Origin of the sequence: Lentzea sp. NBC_00516, assembly GCF_036346835.1 — a bacterium.
GTDB classification, from domain to species: Bacteria; Actinomycetota; Actinomycetes; order Mycobacteriales; family Pseudonocardiaceae; genus Lentzea; species Lentzea sokolovensis.
In genome coordinates this window covers 1,685,847-1,704,406 of the sequence record NZ_CP107840.1, presented here as the reverse complement: position 1 = coordinate 1,704,406, position 18,560 = coordinate 1,685,847, and the positions used below count along the sequence as shown (strand labels likewise).

Here is an 18,560-nt window from a genome sequence, read left to right as displayed (position 1 = left end):
ATGGACGGTCCCACCGGAGAGCGTGCCCACGAAAGTCGTGCATCAGCCCGTGCCGTCGGTCAGTCGCTCCCGCTCATCGCCGGACGGCATCTTCAAGCTGCCGGGAGGCAGCGGGTCCAGCACAGGAGCATGATCTTCCGGCCGGGACCGATGAGTTCTCGCGGGCCCCGTGGTCAACACGTCGACCAAGAGTGGAAGGAAGCCCATGACCCAGCTGGTGAAGGTCCAGAACTTCGTCGTGTCGCGGGACGGGTTCGGTGCCGGTGAGGACCAGACCCTCGACCGGCCGTTCGGCCACGCGGATCCCGGCACCATGTTCGCGTGGGCGGGTGCCACGGCGAGCTGGCCCAATCGCACCGACCCCGGTGGCACCCGCGGCCTCGACGACTACCTGACCCGCGACTTCGCGCACAACATCGGCGCGGAGATCATGGGCGCCAACAAGTTCAGCCCGCACCGCGGCCCGTGGCAGAACCACGACTGGCAGGGCTGGTGGGGCGACGAGCCGCCGTTCCACACTCCGGTCTTCGTGCTGACGCACCACGAACGGCCGTCGTTCACGCTCTCCGACACGACGTTCCACTTCGTCAACGGCGACCCGGCCGACGCCCTCGCGCTCGCCAAGAAGGCCGCGCAGGGCAAGGACGTCCGGATCGGCGGCGGCGCCACCACCATCCGCGCGTTCCTCGACGCCGACCTCATCGACACGCTGCACGTCGCGGTGTCGCCGGTCGAGCTCGGGCACGGGGTGGCGTTGTGGAAGTCGCCGGACGAGTTGCTCGACCGGTTCCACGTCGACGTCGTGCCCAGTGCGAGCGGCGTGACGCACCACCTGTTCTGGAGGAAGTGACGCAGGCGGACGGCGGGGGCTCGGCCTGCCGCCGTCCGCGTGCCTGCTACTCCGCGCTGTCTTCCCAGAGCCAGCCGGTGTTGTTCATGTTCACGGCCCCCTCGGCGGAGATCATCGTGATGTTGTAGTCGGGCCGGTCCGGAGCGGTGTTCCTCGACGGGCCTGGTGGACGTCGCCTCCCAGCAGGTCCGGGTGTTCTTCGAGGATGCGCGGGTGCACTTCCGCGACACGTTCCAGCGCGCTCTGGCCGAGACGCGCCGGCTGGGTGAGCTCGTACATCCACCTCACGACGAGTTGCACCGCGCCGAACGGGAGGGTCGCGGCGTTCTGCTCGACGATCTCGCTCACCACGTACGCCATGAGCGGCCCGGGCAGCGGCAGCTCGGTCTGCTCGCGTCCTGACCTCGGGTGTCACGGCCGGGGCAGCAGCCCGATCCGGTAGCGGTGGTGGTAGTGCCTGCCGGTGAGCCACAACTCCCCCGCCGCGCCCGGCACCGCCGCGATGCCGCCGATCACCTGGTTGCGGCCCGTCGGCACTTCGGCGACGGTGACGGCGGTGAGGTCGGCGTCCGCGGTGACGGTGCCCGAGGCGAGGTCCACGCGGATCATCCAATCCGTGCCGTCGACGGCCGCCCACACCTGCGGGCGGCCGTCGATGCTCGTGCAGTGGAGTTCGCCGAGCCGTGCGGCACCCCATTCGCGAGCATCGATGCGAAGTTCGCGGATCAGCTCGGCGGTGTCGTGGTCTCGCAGCAGCAGCGTGGTGGTGCCGTCGGACTGCACGAGGTGCGTTCCGTCGTAACACAGTCCCCAGGCCTCGTCTGTGATCGTGGCCCGGCGTCGTTCCGCCAGTGAGCGCGGATCCAGCAGGACGGCGGCGTGCCACAGGCCGGCCGGGGTCAGCGCGGTTCCACTGCCCGGCGCCACGGTGCGCTGGGCCTGGACCTCACCGGTGGCGGGTGCCACCGTGCGGATCACGGGGCCTGTGTTCTCCACCAGCAGATCGCCGACCAGTTCGAGGCCGCGCGCGTCGGCCCTGTCGGTGGGGACACGGGCGAGGACCTGCGCGCGGAAGTGGCGTGAGGCGGACTTCGTGGCTATCGGCACGGGACTGGCGGTCGTCGAGGTGACCTGGGCGACGGGGTGGGGAGCCGCACAGGCGGTGAGGGCCAGCAGCGCCGCGGCCGCCGAGCAGAGGGCTTTGTTGACGCACAACGGTTTCACCGCACCGATCGTCGTGCCGCGCTGACGGTGGCGCTTCCGCCGTCGTGGGTGAGCCCGCCGGGTCCGTTCATCCGCCGGGGATGAGGCCGCCCGCGTCCCGTACGGCCACGCTGGAGGGACATTCCACTGTGGAGGTTGCCGTGACCGATGTGACAACGCCGGAACAACGCTGGGCGGCCCGCCTCGCGTTCCTGGTCGCGGGAACGGCCGTCGTGGTCGTGCTGGTGGCGGCCGGGGTGCGCGGCGGTGTCGGGCTGGTGCTGGTCGGTGCGACGGGAACGGCGCTCGCGCTGGCGGGTGTCTGGTGGTTCCTCGCCCATCGCGGTCTCGTGCGGTGGCTGGCCGGTGTGCTCGTGGTGTTCGTGCCGCTGACCGTGGTCGTCCTGTACGTGCAGGCACGGTTGGCGTGGGTGGTCGTGGTGTGCGCCCTGCTGTGGTTCGTCGCGGTGGCCTGCGGACGGCGTGCGCTCGCCACAAACGGCGGTCCGGTCGAGTTCGAGGTGCCACGGCCCCGGCGGCCGCACCTGATCATGAACCCGAGGTCCGGCGACGGGAAGGTCGGGCGGTTCGGGCTGCCCGACCTGGCCACGGTGCTGGGCGCGGAGGTCTGCGTGCTCGACGGCTCGCAGGACGTCGCCGCGCTCGCCCGGCAGGCTCTGGACGACGGCGCCGATCTGCTCGGGGTGGCCGGAGGTGATGGCACGCAAGCGATTGTGGCCGGTATCGCGGCGGACCGCGGGGTGCCGTTCATGGTCATCTCGGCGGGCACCCGCAACCACTTCGCGCTCGATCTCGGGCTGGACCGCGACGATCCCCGCCGCTGCCTCGACGCGCTCACCGACGGCGTCGAGGTGCGGGTCGACCTCGGCGTGGCCGGGGACCGCACCTTCGTCAACAACGCGTCGTTCGGCGCGTACGCCGAGGTGGTGCGGAGCCCCGCCTACCGCGAAGGCAAGAGGCGGACGACGCTGAACCTGTTGCCCGGCCTGCTGATCGGGCCTCGGTCGGCGGCGCTGCGGGTGCTGGCGGGCGGGGATCGGCTGGACGGGGCGCAGGCGGTGCTGGTCAGCAACAACCCTTACGGCTCAAGCGATCTGGCGGGGCTGGGGCGCAGGCCGCGACTGGACGGCGGCGTGCTGGGCGTGCTCGCGGTGACGGTGCGCGACGCGGCGGAAGCCGCCGGCCTGTTGCGCGGCCGGCGGCGGTCGGACGCCGTGGTCCTGCGGACCGCGACGGAGGTCGTCATCACGGCGGACACCCCGTTGCTGCCGGTCGGCGTGGACGGCGAGGCGGTCACGATGACGGCTCCCGTGCGGTGCGTGGTCAGGCCGGGGGCGCTGCGGGTACGGGTGCCGCGCCACCGGCCTGGAGTCCCGCGGGCACGGCCGGAACTCGACTGGACGCGCCTGCGCGAGCTGGCCCTGTCCTGAGTCGGTGGCGTCCGCCAGTACCACCGGCTCAGGACAGCCACATCCCTAGCGGCGCCGGACTACCCGGCGTGCCCTGAACATTCCCGGAGCTCCTCCGCTTCGCCGCACCGTGCGTCGTGCGGTGCGGCGGGCCACGCGGCGTGAACCGAACATGTCTGCCTCCTCACCGCGTCGATCCTGCTGTTTCCAGGTCGTGCAGTTCCTGTGCCTCCTCCGCGCTCACCAGCCCGATCGCGATCAGGTCGAGCGGACTGATGAAGCCGTCGGAGACGCGGAACCCCTGGGCGCGGGCCACGGCGTCGCGCAGCGGCACGGCCCAGTGGTGCTCGATGAGCAGCAACGCCGCCGCGCTGTCGTTGGGAATCTCGGCGAGCACGTCCCACGCGTCCGCGTCGCTGAACGGGTGGACGCCTCCTTTCTCCCGCACCGACTCGGCTCCCGCTGCCGCACCGAGGCCGAGCAACGCGCTGATCTTGCTGCCCAGCTCGACCGCCTCCGCGGGCGAGAGGTTGCTCAGGTGCTCGACCGCGATGGCGCCCTTGGGGTCCTTGTGGACGGCCAGAGCGTCGATCACGCGGACGGTGTCGGTGCTGCGGAGTTTCTCCAGTTCGGCGATCACCTCACCGCGGAAGTCCGGGTGGGTGAAGCCCAGCACGATCAGTTGGATCGGCCCGATGGCCATACGACTCCTCCTCTGTTCGATCAGTTACGTCATCCGGTGCGGGTGGAGCGCAGGGCGAACACGGTCACGAGCAGCTCGTAGGCCGCCAGCACCACCACGATCGACAGCAGGGCCGTCCACGACGAGAACAGCAGCGCGAGCACGACAGCCACGGCGACTCCGCCCACGCGCACGGCGTCGAGGTGCCGTGCGGTCCAATCGGGACCGTGTGCGACGAGCGCCCGCCCGCCCCGGCTGATCGCGCCCCAGGCCTCGACTGTCCTGTGGCGCAACCACACCGGTCCCCTGCCCGGTCCGATCGCGTACATCAGCAGGGCGAGCAGCGCGCCCGTCCAGAGCATCTGCCAGCCCCGTGTGCGCAGCTGGCTGAAGACCGCCGTCAGCACGTCCGCGGCACCGTCGCGGTAGAGCCCCTCCGGCACTTTCTGGAGGATCTGTTCACGGACCGCGCGCAGCACCGCCGTGACCGCCACGGCGGCGACCACCAGCCACAGGCCGAGCTGCAACGACGTGCGCCGGCGATCGGGCGAAACGAGCAACGCGAGCACGAGCAGCACGAGTGTGCTGAGCAGGAACAGGACGAGGCCTCGCTTGGCCGTCGTCACGGCCTGCTGGGCCGCCCACAGCTGCCCCGAGTCGTAGACGGTGAACCGCGCGAAGTTCTCCGGCAGCATCACGCCGAGCGAGTCCTGCACCCGGACCCGCAGATCGGCGGGGATCTCCCCACTGCTGAGATCGGGCAGCGAGAGTTGCTTGCCGAACAGGGTGGGCAACTGGGCGCTGAGCGTCCGGAGCACCTCGTTGATCAACGGCAGCAGGTCGATCTCGACCCGGTCCTGGTGGACGGCCACGAACTCGCTGTCGCCCTCGACGACGGCGAGCGCGCGTTGGTGGGCGCGGCGGTTCAGCTCAGTCCAGACGCGCTGGAACTGGTCACTGCCCAGGACCTTGGTGGCCGTCGCACGCACCGGGGCGTGCAGCTGGCTCGCCAACGGCCCGGCGACGAACGCGGCCTCCTCGGGCAGCACCGACCGCAGCCGCTGTTCGACGTCGACGGCCTCGAAGAGCTTCACGGTCGCGAAGTCCGCCACCGCCGCGACGACCTCCGGGTCCTTCGGCAGGGGCGCGACCGTGGCGACCCACCGGTCGGTGTTGAGCGCGGTGCGCGCGCTCCAGATGCCGACGACGCTCATCACGAGCGCGAACGCCGTCACCGCGATCAGCACGGCAGCAGCGATCCGGCGGAGCATCCGGACCGTCGCCGCGCGTCGTTCGCGCCGATCCAGCCGTGCCTGCAACGCGTACACCTGCGCCCGCAGCTGGGGCAGCTCGTCCGTCATCCCGGTCACCGCGCCTGGCTCTGCGCGGCCCGCGGCAGGAACGCGGCCGCCACCATGCCGCCGAGTGCGATCAGCGCCAGCACGACCAACGCCAGCGCGTAGGAGCGTTCGGGTGTCCTGGTGATGCCGGCGACGAGGATGGTGCCCGCGATCGCCGCTCCGAGTGAGGAGCCGAGGTTGGACACACTGCGGGACAGACCGGAGATCTCGCCCTGCAGCGCGTCCGGGAAGCTCGACTGCACGACGTTCACCGACGGGGTCAGCATCGCGCCGATGCCGAGCCCGATCAGGAACAACCCCGGCAGGAACGTCCACGCCTGCGGCGACAGGGCCAGCAGGGCGAGGAAGAGCGCGATGCCGCCGATCGTCACGGCGAACCCGGTCAGCACGAGGCTGCGCTGGGCGTGCCGGCGTGCGAGACGTTCGGCCGACAGGGACGCGAGCAGCACACCCGCCGTGGCGGCCGTGAGGATCAGACCGGTCTCGATCGCGTTGTAGCCGCGCACGACCTGGAGGTACGCCGAGACCACGAACGAGATGCCCATGAGCACGAGCCACTGCACGTTCTGCGTGACCAGGCCGAGGTTCGAGGTGCGGCTGCGGAACAACTCCGTCGACAGCAACGGTTCCACACCGGCGCGTTCCTTGGCGCGCACGGAGTGGAAGAACCACACGAGCGTGAGGACCCCGGTGGCGAGCAGCCCCAGCATCAGCCAGAGGTTGTTGTCCGCCGCCAGCACGCCCGACACGATCAGGACGAGCCCGACCGACGACAGCACCGCACCGCGGACGTCGAACGGGCGGCTCGGGTCCGGTGGCCGCGGGTCCCGGACGTACCGGCGGCTCAGCACGAAGATCACCACGACGACCAGCGCCTGGAACAGGAAGGCCACCCGCCAGCTGAGCACCGTCGTGATGAGCCCGCCGATCAACGGCCCGGTGGCCGCGCCGATGCCCGCCATGCCGTTGATCACGCCGAAGGCGCGGGCCCGCGAGGTGACGCCGGTGAACAGCATCGTCGCCAGGATGTAGACGGGCGGGATCAGCAGCGCGGTGCCGACCCCCTCCAGGATCGAGTTGCCGACGATGAGGACGGGCAGGCCGGGCGCGAACGCGCTCAGCACGGCGCCGAGGCCGTACACGGCGAGACCGGCGGTGAGACATCGCTTGCGGCCGTAGCGGTCGGTCAGCTTGCCGCCGGGGATCATCAGTGCCGCCATGACCAGTAGGAAGATCGTGATCGCGAGCTGGACGCCCTGGACGGTGGTGTCCAGGTCCCGGCTGATGTCGTTGATCATCACGTTCATGTTGGAGCCGGCGAAGCTGCAGATGAACTGGGCGAGGGCGAGGGGCACGAGCACTCTGCGCAAGGCGTTGGAGTCCACTCACGCAGACTCCAGCGGTCACGGCCCGAGCGCTTCACGCGGCGCGGATGAGGTGCCGCGCCGGTGCTCCCCCGCGGCGGGTGGTGTGCCGGCGACCGCGGCGGTGTTGCGTCGCAGGTGGACCGGAACCGCCGGTCCCGTCTGCGGGGAGGTGCGCGATGACCGGTTCAGTGGCCGCGAGGGTCGCCGCGGGTCTGGCCGCCCGCAAGGAGGTTCCGCTCGACGCCCACGCGGAACTGAACTCCGACACCGACCGGCGCGACCCGGTGGACGTGCTCGCCGGGCAGGACGCCACGCGGCTGCCGGAGCTCGTGCCGATCCGGTACGGACGGATGCTGGCCTCGCCGTTCGCGTTCTTCCGCGGCGCGGCCGCGGTGATGGCCGGTGACCTCGCGGCCACGCCGTTCGCCGGGCTGACCTGCCAGCTCAGCGGCGACGCGCACGTGAGCAACTTCGGGGTCTTCGCCTCCCCGGAGCGGCGACTGGTGTTCGACCTCAACGACTTCGACGAGACGCTGCCCGGTCCGTTCGAGTGGGACGTCAAACGCCTCGCGGCCAGCATCGCCGTGGCCGGCCGGCAGAACGGGCTGGGGCGCAAGGCACGCGCCGCCGCCGTGCGCGCCGCCGTCGGCCGGTACCGGACGGCGATGATCCGCTTCGCACAACAGGGTGACCTGGAGGTCTGGTACGCCCATGCCGGTGCCGACGAGGTCGAGATCCTGCTCAAAGCACGTGCGGACAAGGCGAAGCAGCGCCGGTTCGCGCAGCAGCAGGCGAAGGCCCGTGCGCGGGACAGCTTGCAGGCCTATCGCAAACTGACCTCCGTCGTCGACGGATGCCGTCGCATCACGGCGGATCCGCCGCTGCTCGTGCCGGTCGGCCACCTGATGCCCGACGCGGACCGCGCGGACCTGGAGTTCCTGATCCAGGACCTGCTCGCCGGCTACGCCACCACCCTGTCCGCCGATCGGCGTCATCTGATGAATGGGTTCCGGTTCGTCGACATGGCGCGCAAGGTCGTCGGCGTCGGCAGTGTCGGGACCCGCTGCTGGATCGTGCTGCTGTACGGGCGGGACGAGAACGATCCGTTGCTGCTGCAGGTGAAAGAGGCGTCGCGGTCGGTTCTCGCGGACCACCTGCCCGACGGCGTGCGCACGTCCCACCGCAGCGAGGGCGAACGGGTCGTGGCCGGGCAGCGGCTGATGCAGGCCGCCGGTGACATCTTCCTCGGCTGGGAGACCGCTGAGGGCATCGACGGTCTCACCAGGGACTTCCACGTCCGGCAGTTGCGCGACTGGAAGGGCTCGGCCTCGGTCGAGGCCATGGACGCGGCAGGCCTGCGGCTGTACGGCGCGTTGTGCGGGTGGACGTTGGCCCGAGCGCACGCGCGCACCGGTGACCGGATCGCGATGGCCGCGTACCTCGACGACGGCAGGACGTTCGACGCCGCGCTCGTCGAGTTCGCCGAGCGCTACGCCGATCGCAACGAGCAGGACCACCGGCTCGTCGCGGAGGCGGCGCGGGCCGGGCACCTCGAGGTCCACAGTGGACTCTGACGACTCTTTGCCAGGAACGAATTCCTTCTGAGGAGGCCACATGTGCCGATGGCTCGCGTATTCCGGTTCCCCCGTTCTGCTGGAGGAACTCCTCTACGTCCCGGCGAACTCGCTCGTCACCCAGAGCAAGCACTCGCGGATGGGAGTGGAGACCACCAACGGTGACGGCTTCGGGGTCGGCTGGTACGCGACCGCACAGCAACCAGGTCTGTTCCTGAGCACCGAACCCGCCTGGAACGACCGCAACCTGCGGGAGCTGTCCGCGCAGACCACGGCGGGCGTCGTCTTCGCGCACGTCCGCGCGTCCACCGGCACGGCGGTCCAGCAGACCAACTGCCACCCGTTCCGGCACGGCCGCCGGCTGTGGATGCACAACGGGCTCATCGCCGGTTTCCCGTTGGTGCGCCGGGAACTCTCGCTGGTGGTCGATCCCTCGCTCTACGCCGAGATCGAGGGATCGACCGACTCGGAGATCCTCTTCTTCCTCGCGCTGACCTTCGGCCTGGAGCACGATCCACCCATCGCCGTCGCCCGCACCGCCGCGTTCGTCGAGGCGATCGGCAGGAACCACGGCATCGCGCATCCGCTCCAGATGACGGCCGCCACGACCGACGGCGAGACCACCTGGGCGTTCCGCTACTCCACCGAACACCGCTCGCGCACCCTGTTCCACAGCACCGACATCACGACACTGCGGCAGCAGTACCCGGACAACCCGACCCTGCACGGGCTCTCCCCCGACACGCGGCTCGTGGTGTCGGAACCGCTGGGCGACCTGCGCGGCGCCTGGCGCGAGGTGCCCGAGTCGACGTGTGTCGTCACGCGGGGCGGCGTCGAGGAACTCCTCCCGTTCGGACCGCTCCGATGACGGCACCCGTGGTGGCCGGGGTCGACGGCTCGTCGTCCGCGCTCGCCGCGGCCATGTGGGCCGCCGACGAATGCGCCCGGCGCAACGCACCGCTGCGGCTGGTGCACGCGTTCTCGGTGCCCGCCCAAGAACATCTCACCGGGACGGACGAGGAGCGGGTCGCGGCGTGCCTGGCCGAGGCCGCCACCGCCGCCCGTGCCGCGGGACCGGACGTGGAGATCACGACCGAACCGCTCGGCGGTGGCGCGACGACCCTGCTGATCGAGGAGTCCCGGCACGCGCGACTCCTGGTGCTCGGGGCGCAGGGCATCGGCAACGTCCGGGGCCTGCTGGTCGGCTCGACGGCGGCGGCACTGGCCTCGCACGGCAAGTGCCCGCTGGTGATCGTGCGCGGCCTGGCGGCGACCGACGGCCCGATCGTGGTCGGGCACGACGGTTCCGCGGCGAGCGAGGCCGCACTGGCGTTCGCGTTCGCGGCCGCCTCTCTGCGCGCCGCCCGGCTCACAGTGGTCCTGTGCCGGCCTGGCTTCACCGTGGAGAGCGCCTACCGCACCGCACGGTTCGCCGCGGCCCGCGACGAGGCCGACGACGACGCGCGCGAGGTGCTCGCCCGGTGGCAGACCCAGTATCCCGACGTGCGGGTGGAACGCGCATTGCCACGGGATCGCCCCGTGCGGGCGCTCATGCGGTACGGCACCGAGGCACAGCTTCTGGTGGTGGGCAGCCACGGCCGAGGCGGGTTCGACGGCATGTTGCTCGGCTCGACGAGTCAGGCTCTCGTCTCGCACGCGCCGTGCCCGTTGGTGATCGTGACCTCGGCGGACCGGCGGGCGGGCCTCATCCGGTGACGGGGTGCAGGAGGCCGCGTTCCGGCCGACCGGCCGCGAGCCACTGCTGAGTGCTCCGGTGGGCGGCGTCGATCAGCTCGCGGGACCGGCTGAAGTCGGCTGGTGACACGCTGAGCGGGCACAACGGCGGCACCACGCGGAGGTCGATCTCGTCCCGGTAGCGCTCGACGTCCACCGCGAGCCGGTGGTTCACCAGCAGCGTCAACGCGTGCAGCGCCATGCCGAGAGCACTGCGCGGCGGCTCTTCGAGGTCGCACGCGTACCCGGTCGGCAGCACCCACACCCGTTCCGCGCCCAGTGCCACCGCGTGCGACACGGGATTGTTGTTCACCGCGCCACCGTCCATGAGGTACCGGCCGCCGAGCGACACCGGCGGGAACACCGCCGGAATCGCGGTGCTGGCCATCAACGCGTCCACCGCGTCACCTTCGGAGAGCACCACCTCCTCTCCGGACAACACGTCCGTGGCGCCGACGTGCGCGGGCGTCGGCGTGTTCTGGAGCGTGATGCCGGAGAGGTGGGTCCGCAGCAGGCGACGCAACGCCGTGCTGGGCACGAGGTGGTCGCTCAGCCCGAAGACACCGAGGAGGCCGCGCACCGGCCGGATCGGGAAGACGTCCTTGCGCGACAACGACGTCCACAGATCCGTGAGGGTGCGGACCCCCTCGGAGCCGGGGTGGGCCGCGTGCCAAACACCGTTGACCGCGCCAACCGATGTTCCGACGACCAAGTCGGGCTGGATGCTCTCGCCGACGAGCGCCGCGAGCATGCCCACCTCGACCGCGCCCAGACTTCCGCCGCCAGCGAATACGAACGCGGTCTTCATCGAGCCATTCTGCCGCCGGGCGGGGCGGCTCACGAGGGGCCAGTCCCCTGCCGAACCACCCGCGCCGGGTGACCCGTCGCGTCCCGTCCACCACCAGCCTGGCGATCACCTGATGTGCCAAGCGAAGGGCGGACGACGTGGCCGGTGCGGAGAAGGAAAGGCTGCGGGAACCGGACGAGTGGCGGCGCTGGGGACCGTATCTCGGGGAACGGCAGTGGGGCACGGTCCGGGAGGCGTCGAACGGCGACGACGCGTGGACGTCGTTCACCCACGACCAGGCGCGCTATCGCGCCTACCGCTGGGGCGAGGACGGGCTCGCGGGCTTCAGCGACGACCGGCAGCGGGTGTGTCTCGCGCTGGCGTTGTGGAACGGGGCCGACCCGATCCTCAAGGAACGGCTGTTCGGCCTGACCAACGGCGAGGGAAACCACGGCGAGGACGTCAAGGAGTGCTACTTCTACCTCGACGCCACGCCCACCTCGTCGTACCAGCGGATGCTCTACAAGTACCCGCAGCGGGTCTTCCCCTACGACGACCTGGTCGTCACCAACGGGAAGCGCGGCCGCGACGACCCGGAGTACGAGCTGCTCGACACCGGCGTCTTCGACGACGACCGCTACTTCGACGTCGTCGTGGAGTACGCCAAGGCAGGCCCCGAGGACGTCCTCATGCGGATCACCGCGCACAACCGCGGGCCGGACGAGGCGACGCTGCACGTGTTGCCGACGCTGTGGTTCCGGCACACGTGGTCGTGGGCGGGCACCTCCGAGCCCTCACTGCACACGCTGGGCACGGGCACGGTGCGGGCCGCGCACCCCGAGCTCGGCGTGTGGTGGTGGTACGCCGAGGGCCAGTTGATGGTCACCGGCAACGAGACCGACGACGAGCGGGTCTTCGGCATTCCCAACACCACCCCGTACGTGAAGGACGGCATCGAACGCGCTGTGCTGCGCGGAGATCTCACCGCGCTCGCTCCGGACGGCGTCGGCACGAAAGCCGCCGCCCACCACGTGCTGACGATTCCGCCGGGTGGCAGCGAGACCGTCCGCGTCCGCTTCACCACCGCCGCCACGGACGAGCCGTTCGGCGGGTTCGACGCGGTGATCTCCGCCCGGCGCGAGGAGGCCGACGACTTCTACGACGAGGTGCTCGGCGGCGATCCGAAGAGCGACGAACGGCTGGTGTGCCGGCAGGCGCTGGCCGGGCTGCTGTGGTCGCGGCAGTACTACGGGCTCGATGTCGAGCGCTGGCTCACCGAACGCGGCGCGGACCCGATCGGCGCACCGACCGGTCTGTCCAATGAGGACTGGCGGCACCTCGCGGCTGGGGACGTCGTCGTCTTGCCGGACAAGTGGGAGTACCCGTGGTTCGCCGCGTGGGACCTCGCGTTCCACGCGGTGCCGCTCGCGGTGGTGGACCCGGCCGCCGCGAAGCAGCAGGTGGAAATGCTGCTCGGCCGCCGCTACCTGCACCCGGACGGGCAGCTGCCCGCCTACGAGTGGAACTTCGGGGACGTCAACCCGCCGGTGCACGCGTGGGCGGCCTGGTTCGTCTACCAGTACGACCGCGACACCACCGGAACCGGTGACCGGGCGTTCCTGGAACGCGTGTTCCCGCCGCTGCTGCGCAACTTCGGCTGGTGGCTCAACCGCAAGGACGCCGACGGCCGCAACCTGTTCCAGGGCGGTTTTCTGGGGCTGGACAACATCGGCGTGTTCGACCGCAACGCCCCGCTGCCTGCCGGTGGGCGCACCGACCAGGCGGACGGCACCGCGTGGATGGCACTGTTCTGCCAGAACCTGTTGCAGATCGCCCTGGAGCTCGCGCGCGAGGACCCGGTCTACCTGGAGCACGCCGCGACGTTGCTGGAGAACCTCGCGTGGATCGCGGCGGCGACCAACCACGTCGGCAACGGGCTGTGGGACGAGGAGGACGGGTTCTTCCACGACGTGCTGCGAAATCCCGACGGCACGTCGACGCCGCTGCGCGTCCAGTCGGCCGTCGGGCTGATCCCGCTCGCCGCCGCGACCGTGGTCGGCGCCGAGCTGCGGCACGACCATCCCGGACTCGTCGACGGCATGCGGAGCTTCCTCGACCGGCATCCCGCGGTGCGGGCCGCGCTGTGGGGCCACGGCGCGCAGACCGACGGCGACGGGCCGGTGTTGTTCGCGCTGTTCGACGAGAGCAGGCTGCGCCGCATCCTCGCCAGGGTGCTCGATGAGAACGAGTTCCTGGGGCCGTACGGCGTCCGGTCGCTCTCACGGTGGCACGCCGAGCATCCGTACGTACTGACGCTGGACGGCGTGGAGCATCGCGTCGGCTATCAGCCCGCGGAGTCGGACAGTTCCATGTTCGGCGGCAACTCCAACTGGCGCGGCCCCGTGTGGTTCCCGATCAACGCGATGGTCGTGCGCGCGTTGCTGCATCTGCACACCTACTACGGGGACGGTTTCACCGTCGAATGCCCGACCGGGTCGGGGCGGCGCCTCACCCTCGAGCAGGTGGCGGGCGAGATCGGCGACCGGTTGCTCGCGACGTTCCTGCCGGGGCAGGACGGTCGCCGTCCGGTCCACGGTGGACAGACGCGCTACCGGGACGACCCGCACTGGCGGGACCTGCCGCTGTTCTACGAGTACTTCCACGGCGACAACGGAGCGGGCATCGGTGCGAGCCACCAGACCGGCTGGACGGCGCTCGTGGCGCTGCTGTCCCGCGTGCCCGCGAAGGAGGACGTGCGATGAGCGGATGGCCGGACCGGCCCGTCGTCCACGAGATCAACACCGCGGTGTGGCTGGGCGAGCTGTCGCGGGACGCCGAACGGCCCGTCACGCTCGCCGAGGTGCCTGCCTCCGCCTGGAACGCCGTGACGCCGGCCGGAGTCGACGCGGTGTGGCTGATGGGCGTGTGGGAGCGCAGCACCACCGGCCTGGCGCTCGCCAACGCGCGGTCCGGGTTGCGGGCGTCGTTCAAAGCCGCGCTGCCGGACCTGCGCCCGCAGGACGTGAGCGGGTCGCCGTACTGCGTGCGGCGCTACGTCGTGGCCGAGGAGTTCGGCGGCGACGACGGCCTCGCGCAGGCGAGGGCGGAGCTCGCGATCCGCGGGGTGCGGCTGGTGCTCGACTTCGTGCCGAACCACGTGGCGCCGGACCACCCGTGGGTGACCGACCATCCGGAGTTGTTCGTCCGCGGTGACGTGGACAACTACGCGGAGAATCCCGAGCGCTGGCTCGCGATCGGCGAGCACATCTTCGCGCGCGGCCGGGACCCGTACTTCCCGCCGTGGCCGGACGTCGTGCAGCTCGACGCCTTCTCCCCCGCCCTGCGGACCGCGGCCGCGACGACGCTCGCCGGCATCGCGGCCCGCTGCGACGGCATCCGGTGCGACATGGCGATGCTCATGACCAACGACGTGTTCGCGCGCACCTGGGGCCGCGAGGCGCCCGAGCGGGAGTTCTGGCCGGAGATCATCGACGGGTTGCGCGATCAGCACGCCGAGACCGTGCTGATCGCCGAGGCGTACTGGGACATGGAGTGGACGTTGCAGCAGCAGGGTTTCGCCTTCTGCTACGACAAACGCCTCTACGACCGGCTCGTCTCGCGGGACGTCGAGGGGGTGCGCGCGCACCTGCGTGCCGACATCGGTTACCAGGCGAAGCTGGTGCGGTTCCTGGAGAACCAGGACGAACCGCGGCTGGCGGCCACGCTCCCGCCGGACGCCGCCAGGGCCGCCGCGGTCGTCATCGCCACGCTGCCGGGCGCGACGCTGTGGTACGAGGGCCAGTTCGAGGGCAGGACGGTCCGGCCACCGGTGTTCCTCAACCGCCGCCCGGACGAGCCGCTCGACCACGACCTCGCCGCCTGGTACCGGCATCTGCTCGCGACCGTGCGGGAGCACCGCCTCCGGTGCGGCGAGTGGTTCCTGCTCGGCACCGAGGGCTGGCCGGACAACCAGTCGCACCGCTCGTTGCTCGCGTGGGAGTGGATCGAGGTCGGCGGGTCCCGGCACGTCGTGGTGGTCAACTTCTCCGATTCACCCGCGCAGGCCCGGATTCCGCTCGACTGGGAGCCGCGGCCCTGGCGGTTCACGGACCTGCTCGGCGGTGAGGTCTTCGACCGCGACCTCACCGCCGAGGGACTCTTCGTGTCACTGCGCCCGTGGGGTTTCCACGTGTTGTCCGTGGCGTGATCGAGCCCGCGTGCGGAGCAGGGCGGCGGCCCAGCCCGCACGCGGGTCCGCGTCCACCAGCAGCACCTTGACCAGCACGGTGAGCGGCACCGCCAGCAACGCGCCGAGAGGGCCGAGCACCCACGCCCAGAACGCCAGCGAGAGGAACGTCGTGGTGGTCGACAACCCCGCGGCGTCCCCGGTGTAACGCGGCTGCACCAACGACTGCACGACGAAGTTCAGCACCCCGTACACGGCCAGCACCGCCAGTGCGCGGCGCGGACCGTGCTGCAGCAGGGCGAGCGCGACGGGCGGCAGCAGCCCGAGCACGAAGCCGACGGTGGGAACGTAGTTGGTGACGAACGACAACACGCCCCACAGCAGCGCGAGCGGGACGCCCAGCAACGCCAGCGCCACCGTGTCCAGAACCGCCACGACCGCTCCGAACACCGTCGTCACCAGCAGATAGCGCCGGGTGCGGCGGGCGAACTCCCGCAGCGCCACCGTTAGATGCGGCCGCTGGTCCGCGATCTCGGCCAGCCTGCTGTCGGTCCAGTGCACCTCGACGCCGAGAAAGAGCAGCAGCGCCAGCAGGAACACCAGACTCGTGGTGAGCCCGGTCAGGTCGGAGAGCAGTCCGGTGATCGAGGCGAGCACCTTGCCCCGGTCGAGGCCGGCGAGCACGTGCTCCGCCTGCTGCACCAGGTGGTGACCCGCGTACTCGGGCAGCATCCCGGCGAGTCGCACACCGGACACCACCACCGTCACCGCGATCGCGCCCAGCACCGCGTACACCAGCACCACGACGGCCGTGGTCGCGAGCCAGGACGGTGCGCCCCGGCCGCGCAACCACCGGTGCGCGGGGCTGATCGCGATCACGATCAGCCCCGCCAGCACGGTGGGCGCCACCAGCCACGCGATCGCCTTCACCCCGGCGACCACGACCACCGCCGACGCGGCGCCGAGCAGAATCGTCAATGCGCGTGGCATCAACGAGATGACGACTCGAGCGTTGCCGCCGCCTCGCTGCCGTGCACCACCACGGCCCAGATCACCACCACGCACAGCGTGATGACGATCGTGGACCACAACGGGTGCACCGAGACGAAAGCGAGTTGTGCCACCGCGTTCACCGCGGCGAGGATCACCGTGATCACTCTGGCCCACGCGGCGCCGGAGAGCAGCGCGGCGCCCGCGACCACCACCAGGACGCCGAGCAACAGGGTGATCCAGCCCCAGGTGGTGAGGTCGAAGACGATCACCTGCTCGCCGTTGGCGACGTAGTACTCGCCGCGGAACAACCCGACGAGCCCCTCGATGGCGTTGAACGCCCCCATGACGATCATCATGATGCCCGCGAACCAGATCCAGCCGAGCCAGCCTGTGTCCTGCATCGTGCCTCCGTTGTCTCCCGAAGCGTTGGTCGGGCTCACCGTGCCCCCGCGCCGAGGCGTGGATCTTCACCCGCCGCGTGTGAGTGCCTGGGCACGTGTCCGCTCCGGCGGGTGAAGACCTGGGCCGTTCGGCGGACGAGCGTCGGCACCATGACCACACCCCCGTACGCGCCGATCGCCGATCACGGGCTGATCGGCGACCTGCAGACCACCGCGCTGGTGTCCACCGACGGCACGGTGGACTGGTTCTGCTGCCCGCGGTTCGACTCGCCCTCGGTGTTCGCCTCCCTGCTGGACCGCAAGCGGGGCGGGTTCTGCCGGATCCGGCCCGCCGGGTTCACCGGCACCGGAAAGCAGCTGTACTTCCCGGACACGGCGGTGCTGATCACCCGGTTCATGACCGAGGACGGCACCGGGGAGGTCGTCGACTTCATGCCGCCGCTGCCGGACGAGGGCCCGTCCGAACGGCACCGGCTCGTGCGCCTGGTGCGGTGCGTCCGGGGCCGGATCACGTTCGAACTCGACGTCGCCCCTCGCTTCGACTACGGCCGCCGGGCGCACCGCGCGCACCTCACCGACGACGGCGTGATCTTCGCGTGCGGCCAGTTCGGCCTGGTGCTGCACGCCGTGCGCGAACCGGGCGACGCGCGGCTGGTGTCCGGGCAGATCACCGACACCGGTGACCTGCGCGCGACGATCAGCCTGGAGGAGGGGCAGACCCGCGGCATCGTGCTGGAGTCCGGTGTGGACGGTCCGCCGCGCGCCGTCGCCGCGGCCGAGGCGCGAGAGCTGTTCGAGCGGACGGTGCGGTTCTGGCACGACTGGCTCGCCCGCGGCACCTATCGCGGCCGCTGGCGGGAGGCGGTCGACCGTTCGGCCATCACCTTGAAGCTGCTCACCTACGCGCCGACCGGGGCGATCGTCGCCGCCCCGACGGCCGGCCTGCCCGAGCAGCTCGGCGGCGAGCGGAACTGGGACTACCGCTACACCTGGATCAGGGACGCCTCGTTCGCGGTGGGTTCGTTGCTGCGGCTGGGGTTCACCGACGAGGCGGCGGCGTTCGGCGGGTGGCTCACCGAGCGGTTCGTGGAGGGTGAGCCGTTGCGGGTGATGTACGCGGTCGACGGGTCGGCCGACCTCACCGAGCACGTGCTGGACCACTGGGAGGGACATCGTGGGTCGTCGCCCGTGCGGATCGGCAACGACGCGGCCGGCCAGCTGCAGCTCGACATCTACGGCGAACTGCTGGACAGCGTGCACGCCGCCCACCTGCACGGCGTGCGCATCGGGCACTGCGGCTGGCACGCGGTGGTCGAGTTGCTGGACTGGCTGGCGGAGAACTGGAACCAGCCGGAGGAGGGGATCTGGGAGACGCGGGCCGGCCGCGCGGACTTCACCTACGGCCGGGTGATGAGCTGGGTCGCGTTCGACCGGGCGATCCGCATCGCCGAGAGCGAGGGAAAACCCGCGCCGGTGGCGAGGTGGCGCTCGCAGCGCGACCGGATCTACGGCCAGGTGTGGGACCAGGGCTGGGATCACCGCACCGGGGCGTTCGTGCAGCGGTACGGCTCGCAGGTCCTCGACGCGTCGTTGCTGCGGATGGCGCAGGTGGGGTTCGTCGCGCCCAGGGACCCGGTCTGGCTGGACGCCCTCGCCGCGATGGAGTCACTGGTCAGCGACAGCCTCGTGCGGCGCTACGACACGGACGCGGCACCCGACGGGCTGCGCGGCTCGGAGGGCTCGTTCTCGTTGTGCACCTTCAACTACGTGACCGCGCTGGCGTTGTCCGGCCGGGCCCGCGAGGCGCGGCTGGTGTTCGAGAAGATGCTGACCTACGGCAACCACGTCGGTCTCTACGCCGAGGAGATCGCGGTGACCGGGGAACAGCTGGGCAACTTCCCGCAGGCGTTCACCCACCTGGCCCTCATCGACGCCGCCGTCACCCTCGACGACCAGCTCACTCGCGACGGGTGAGGACGCGGCGGCGTCGGC

Annotated in this window: 16 protein-coding genes; 8 read left to right on the top strand and 8 right to left on the bottom strand. The window is 71.0% G+C overall.

From position 1 onward, the window contains the following. Positions 1-205: 205 nt before the first annotated feature. A complete protein-coding gene (locus tag OG205_RS07570) occupies positions 206-850 on the top strand; it encodes a dihydrofolate reductase family protein (RefSeq protein ID WP_330275523.1) in 645 nt (214 codons plus the stop codon). 111 nt (positions 851-961) lie between these two features. Here OG205_RS07570 and OG205_RS07565 read toward each other — a convergent pair whose 3' ends face one another. Both OG205_RS07565 and OG205_RS07560 read right to left on the bottom strand, forming a co-directional pair. Then, positions 962-1,210, bottom strand: a complete 249-nt coding sequence (locus OG205_RS07565; protein ID WP_330275522.1) for a hypothetical protein — start codon at positions 1,208-1,210, stop codon at positions 962-964. A 51-nt stretch (positions 1,211-1,261) separates the two neighbouring features. Continuing rightward, a complete protein-coding gene (locus tag OG205_RS07560; protein WP_330275521.1) occupies positions 1,262-2,074 on the bottom strand; it encodes a glutaminyl-peptide cyclotransferase in 813 nt (270 codons plus the stop codon). 140 nt (positions 2,075-2,214) lie between these two features. On the opposite strand from OG205_RS07560, the gene OG205_RS07555 reads away from it, so the two are divergent. Continuing rightward, a complete protein-coding gene (locus OG205_RS07555; RefSeq protein WP_330275520.1) occupies positions 2,215-3,504 on the top strand; it encodes a diacylglycerol/lipid kinase family protein in 1,290 nt (429 codons plus the stop codon). A gap of 163 nt (positions 3,505-3,667) precedes the next feature. Here the strand turns inward: OG205_RS07555 and OG205_RS07550 are convergent, their stop codons facing one another. The 3 genes from OG205_RS07550 to OG205_RS07540 are packed head-to-tail and all read right to left on the bottom strand — an operon-like array spanning position 3,668 to position 6,911. After that, positions 3,668-4,186: a hypothetical protein gene (locus tag OG205_RS07550; RefSeq protein WP_330275519.1), complete on the bottom strand. Its 519-nt coding sequence runs from the start codon at positions 4,184-4,186 to the stop codon at positions 3,668-3,670. 29 nt (positions 4,187-4,215) lie between these two features. After that, positions 4,216-5,526 (bottom strand): hypothetical protein, encoded by a 1,311-nt coding sequence (locus tag OG205_RS07545; protein WP_330275518.1) that lies wholly within the window; start codon positions 5,524-5,526, stop codon positions 4,216-4,218. Between the two features lie 5 nt (positions 5,527-5,531). Next, complete coding sequence (locus OG205_RS07540; RefSeq protein ID WP_330275517.1) at positions 5,532-6,911, bottom strand: MFS transporter; 1,380 nt, start codon at positions 6,909-6,911, stop codon at positions 5,532-5,534. A gap of 158 nt (positions 6,912-7,069) precedes the next feature. On the opposite strand from OG205_RS07540, the gene OG205_RS07535 reads away from it, so the two are divergent. The 3 genes from OG205_RS07535 to OG205_RS07525 are packed head-to-tail and all read left to right on the top strand — an operon-like array spanning position 7,070 to position 10,183. Further along, entirely contained in the window at positions 7,070-8,467 is a 1,398-nt protein-coding gene (locus OG205_RS07535) for a DUF2252 domain-containing protein (RefSeq protein WP_330275516.1), read from the top strand. A 40-nt stretch (positions 8,468-8,507) separates the two neighbouring features. Beyond that, positions 8,508-9,335 carry a class II glutamine amidotransferase gene (locus OG205_RS07530; protein WP_330275515.1) on the top strand — a complete coding sequence of 276 codons (828 nt, stop codon included), beginning with the start codon at positions 8,508-8,510 and terminating at the stop codon, positions 9,333-9,335. Next, positions 9,332-10,183 (top strand): universal stress protein, encoded by an 852-nt coding sequence (locus OG205_RS07525; protein WP_330275514.1) that lies wholly within the window; start codon positions 9,332-9,334, stop codon positions 10,181-10,183. The genes OG205_RS07530 and OG205_RS07525 overlap by 4 nt, the downstream gene beginning before the upstream one ends. Here OG205_RS07525 and OG205_RS07520 read toward each other — a convergent pair. After that, a complete protein-coding gene (locus OG205_RS07520) occupies positions 10,173-11,009 on the bottom strand; it encodes a patatin-like phospholipase family protein (protein ID WP_330275513.1) in 837 nt (278 codons plus the stop codon). The two genes, OG205_RS07525 and OG205_RS07520, sit on opposite strands and share 11 nt — an antisense overlap. 137 nt (positions 11,010-11,146) lie before the next feature. Here OG205_RS07520 and OG205_RS07515 point away from each other — a divergent pair, with 137 nt between their 5' ends. Both OG205_RS07515 and OG205_RS07510 read left to right on the top strand, forming a co-directional pair. Then, positions 11,147-13,750 carry an MGH1-like glycoside hydrolase domain-containing protein gene (locus tag OG205_RS07515; protein WP_330275512.1) on the top strand — a complete coding sequence of 868 codons (2,604 nt, stop codon included), beginning with the start codon at positions 11,147-11,149 and terminating at the stop codon, positions 13,748-13,750. Next, a complete protein-coding gene (locus OG205_RS07510; protein ID WP_330275511.1) occupies positions 13,747-15,195 on the top strand; it encodes an alpha-amylase family glycosyl hydrolase in 1,449 nt (482 codons plus the stop codon). Before OG205_RS07515 ends, OG205_RS07510 begins: the two co-directional genes overlap by 4 nt. Here OG205_RS07510 and OG205_RS07505 read toward each other — a convergent pair. Next, a complete protein-coding gene (locus tag OG205_RS07505) occupies positions 15,154-16,164 on the bottom strand; it encodes an AI-2E family transporter (RefSeq protein ID WP_319974081.1) in 1,011 nt (336 codons plus the stop codon). The two genes, OG205_RS07510 and OG205_RS07505, sit on opposite strands and share 42 nt — an antisense overlap. Further along, positions 16,164-16,568, bottom strand: a complete 405-nt coding sequence (locus OG205_RS07500; RefSeq protein ID WP_330275510.1) for a DUF7144 family membrane protein — start codon at positions 16,566-16,568, stop codon at positions 16,164-16,166. Before OG205_RS07500 ends, OG205_RS07505 begins: the two co-directional genes overlap by 1 nt. 150 nt (positions 16,569-16,718) lie before the next feature. Between OG205_RS07500 and OG205_RS07495 the strand changes: the two genes are divergently transcribed. Beyond that, positions 16,719-18,542, top strand: a complete 1,824-nt coding sequence (locus OG205_RS07495; RefSeq protein ID WP_330275509.1) for a glycoside hydrolase family 15 protein — start codon at positions 16,719-16,721, stop codon at positions 18,540-18,542. Positions 18,543-18,560: the final 18 nt, after the last annotated feature.

Excerpts from the sequence above, each read along its gene's own strand:
- OG205_RS07570 (WP_330275523.1), top strand. The coding sequence starts at position 206 with ATGACCCAGCTGGTGAAGGTCCAGAACTTCGTCGTGTCGCGGGACGGG.
- OG205_RS07565 (WP_330275522.1), bottom strand. The coding sequence starts at position 1,210 with ATGGCGTACGTGGTGAGCGAGATCGTCGAGCAGAACGCCGCGACCCTC.
- OG205_RS07550 (WP_330275519.1), bottom strand. The coding sequence starts at position 4,186 with ATGGCCATCGGGCCGATCCAACTGATCGTGCTGGGCTTCACCCACCCG.
- OG205_RS07545 (WP_330275518.1), bottom strand. The coding sequence starts at position 5,526 with ATGACGGACGAGCTGCCCCAGCTGCGGGCGCAGGTGTACGCGTTGCAG.
- OG205_RS07535 (WP_330275516.1), top strand. The coding sequence starts at position 7,070 with ATGACCGGTTCAGTGGCCGCGAGGGTCGCCGCGGGTCTGGCCGCCCGC.
- OG205_RS07530 (WP_330275515.1), top strand. The coding sequence starts at position 8,508 with ATGTGCCGATGGCTCGCGTATTCCGGTTCCCCCGTTCTGCTGGAGGAA.
- OG205_RS07525 (WP_330275514.1), top strand. The coding sequence starts at position 9,332 with ATGACGGCACCCGTGGTGGCCGGGGTCGACGGCTCGTCGTCCGCGCTC.
- OG205_RS07520 (WP_330275513.1), bottom strand. The coding sequence starts at position 11,009 with ATGAAGACCGCGTTCGTATTCGCTGGCGGCGGAAGTCTGGGCGCGGTC.
- OG205_RS07510 (WP_330275511.1), top strand. The coding sequence starts at position 13,747 with ATGAGCGGATGGCCGGACCGGCCCGTCGTCCACGAGATCAACACCGCG.
- OG205_RS07505 (WP_319974081.1), bottom strand. The coding sequence starts at position 16,164 with ATGCCACGCGCATTGACGATTCTGCTCGGCGCCGCGTCGGCGGTGGTC.
- OG205_RS07500 (WP_330275510.1), bottom strand. The coding sequence starts at position 16,568 with ATGCAGGACACAGGCTGGCTCGGCTGGATCTGGTTCGCGGGCATCATG.
- OG205_RS07495 (WP_330275509.1), top strand. The coding sequence starts at position 16,719 with ATGACCACACCCCCGTACGCGCCGATCGCCGATCACGGGCTGATCGGC.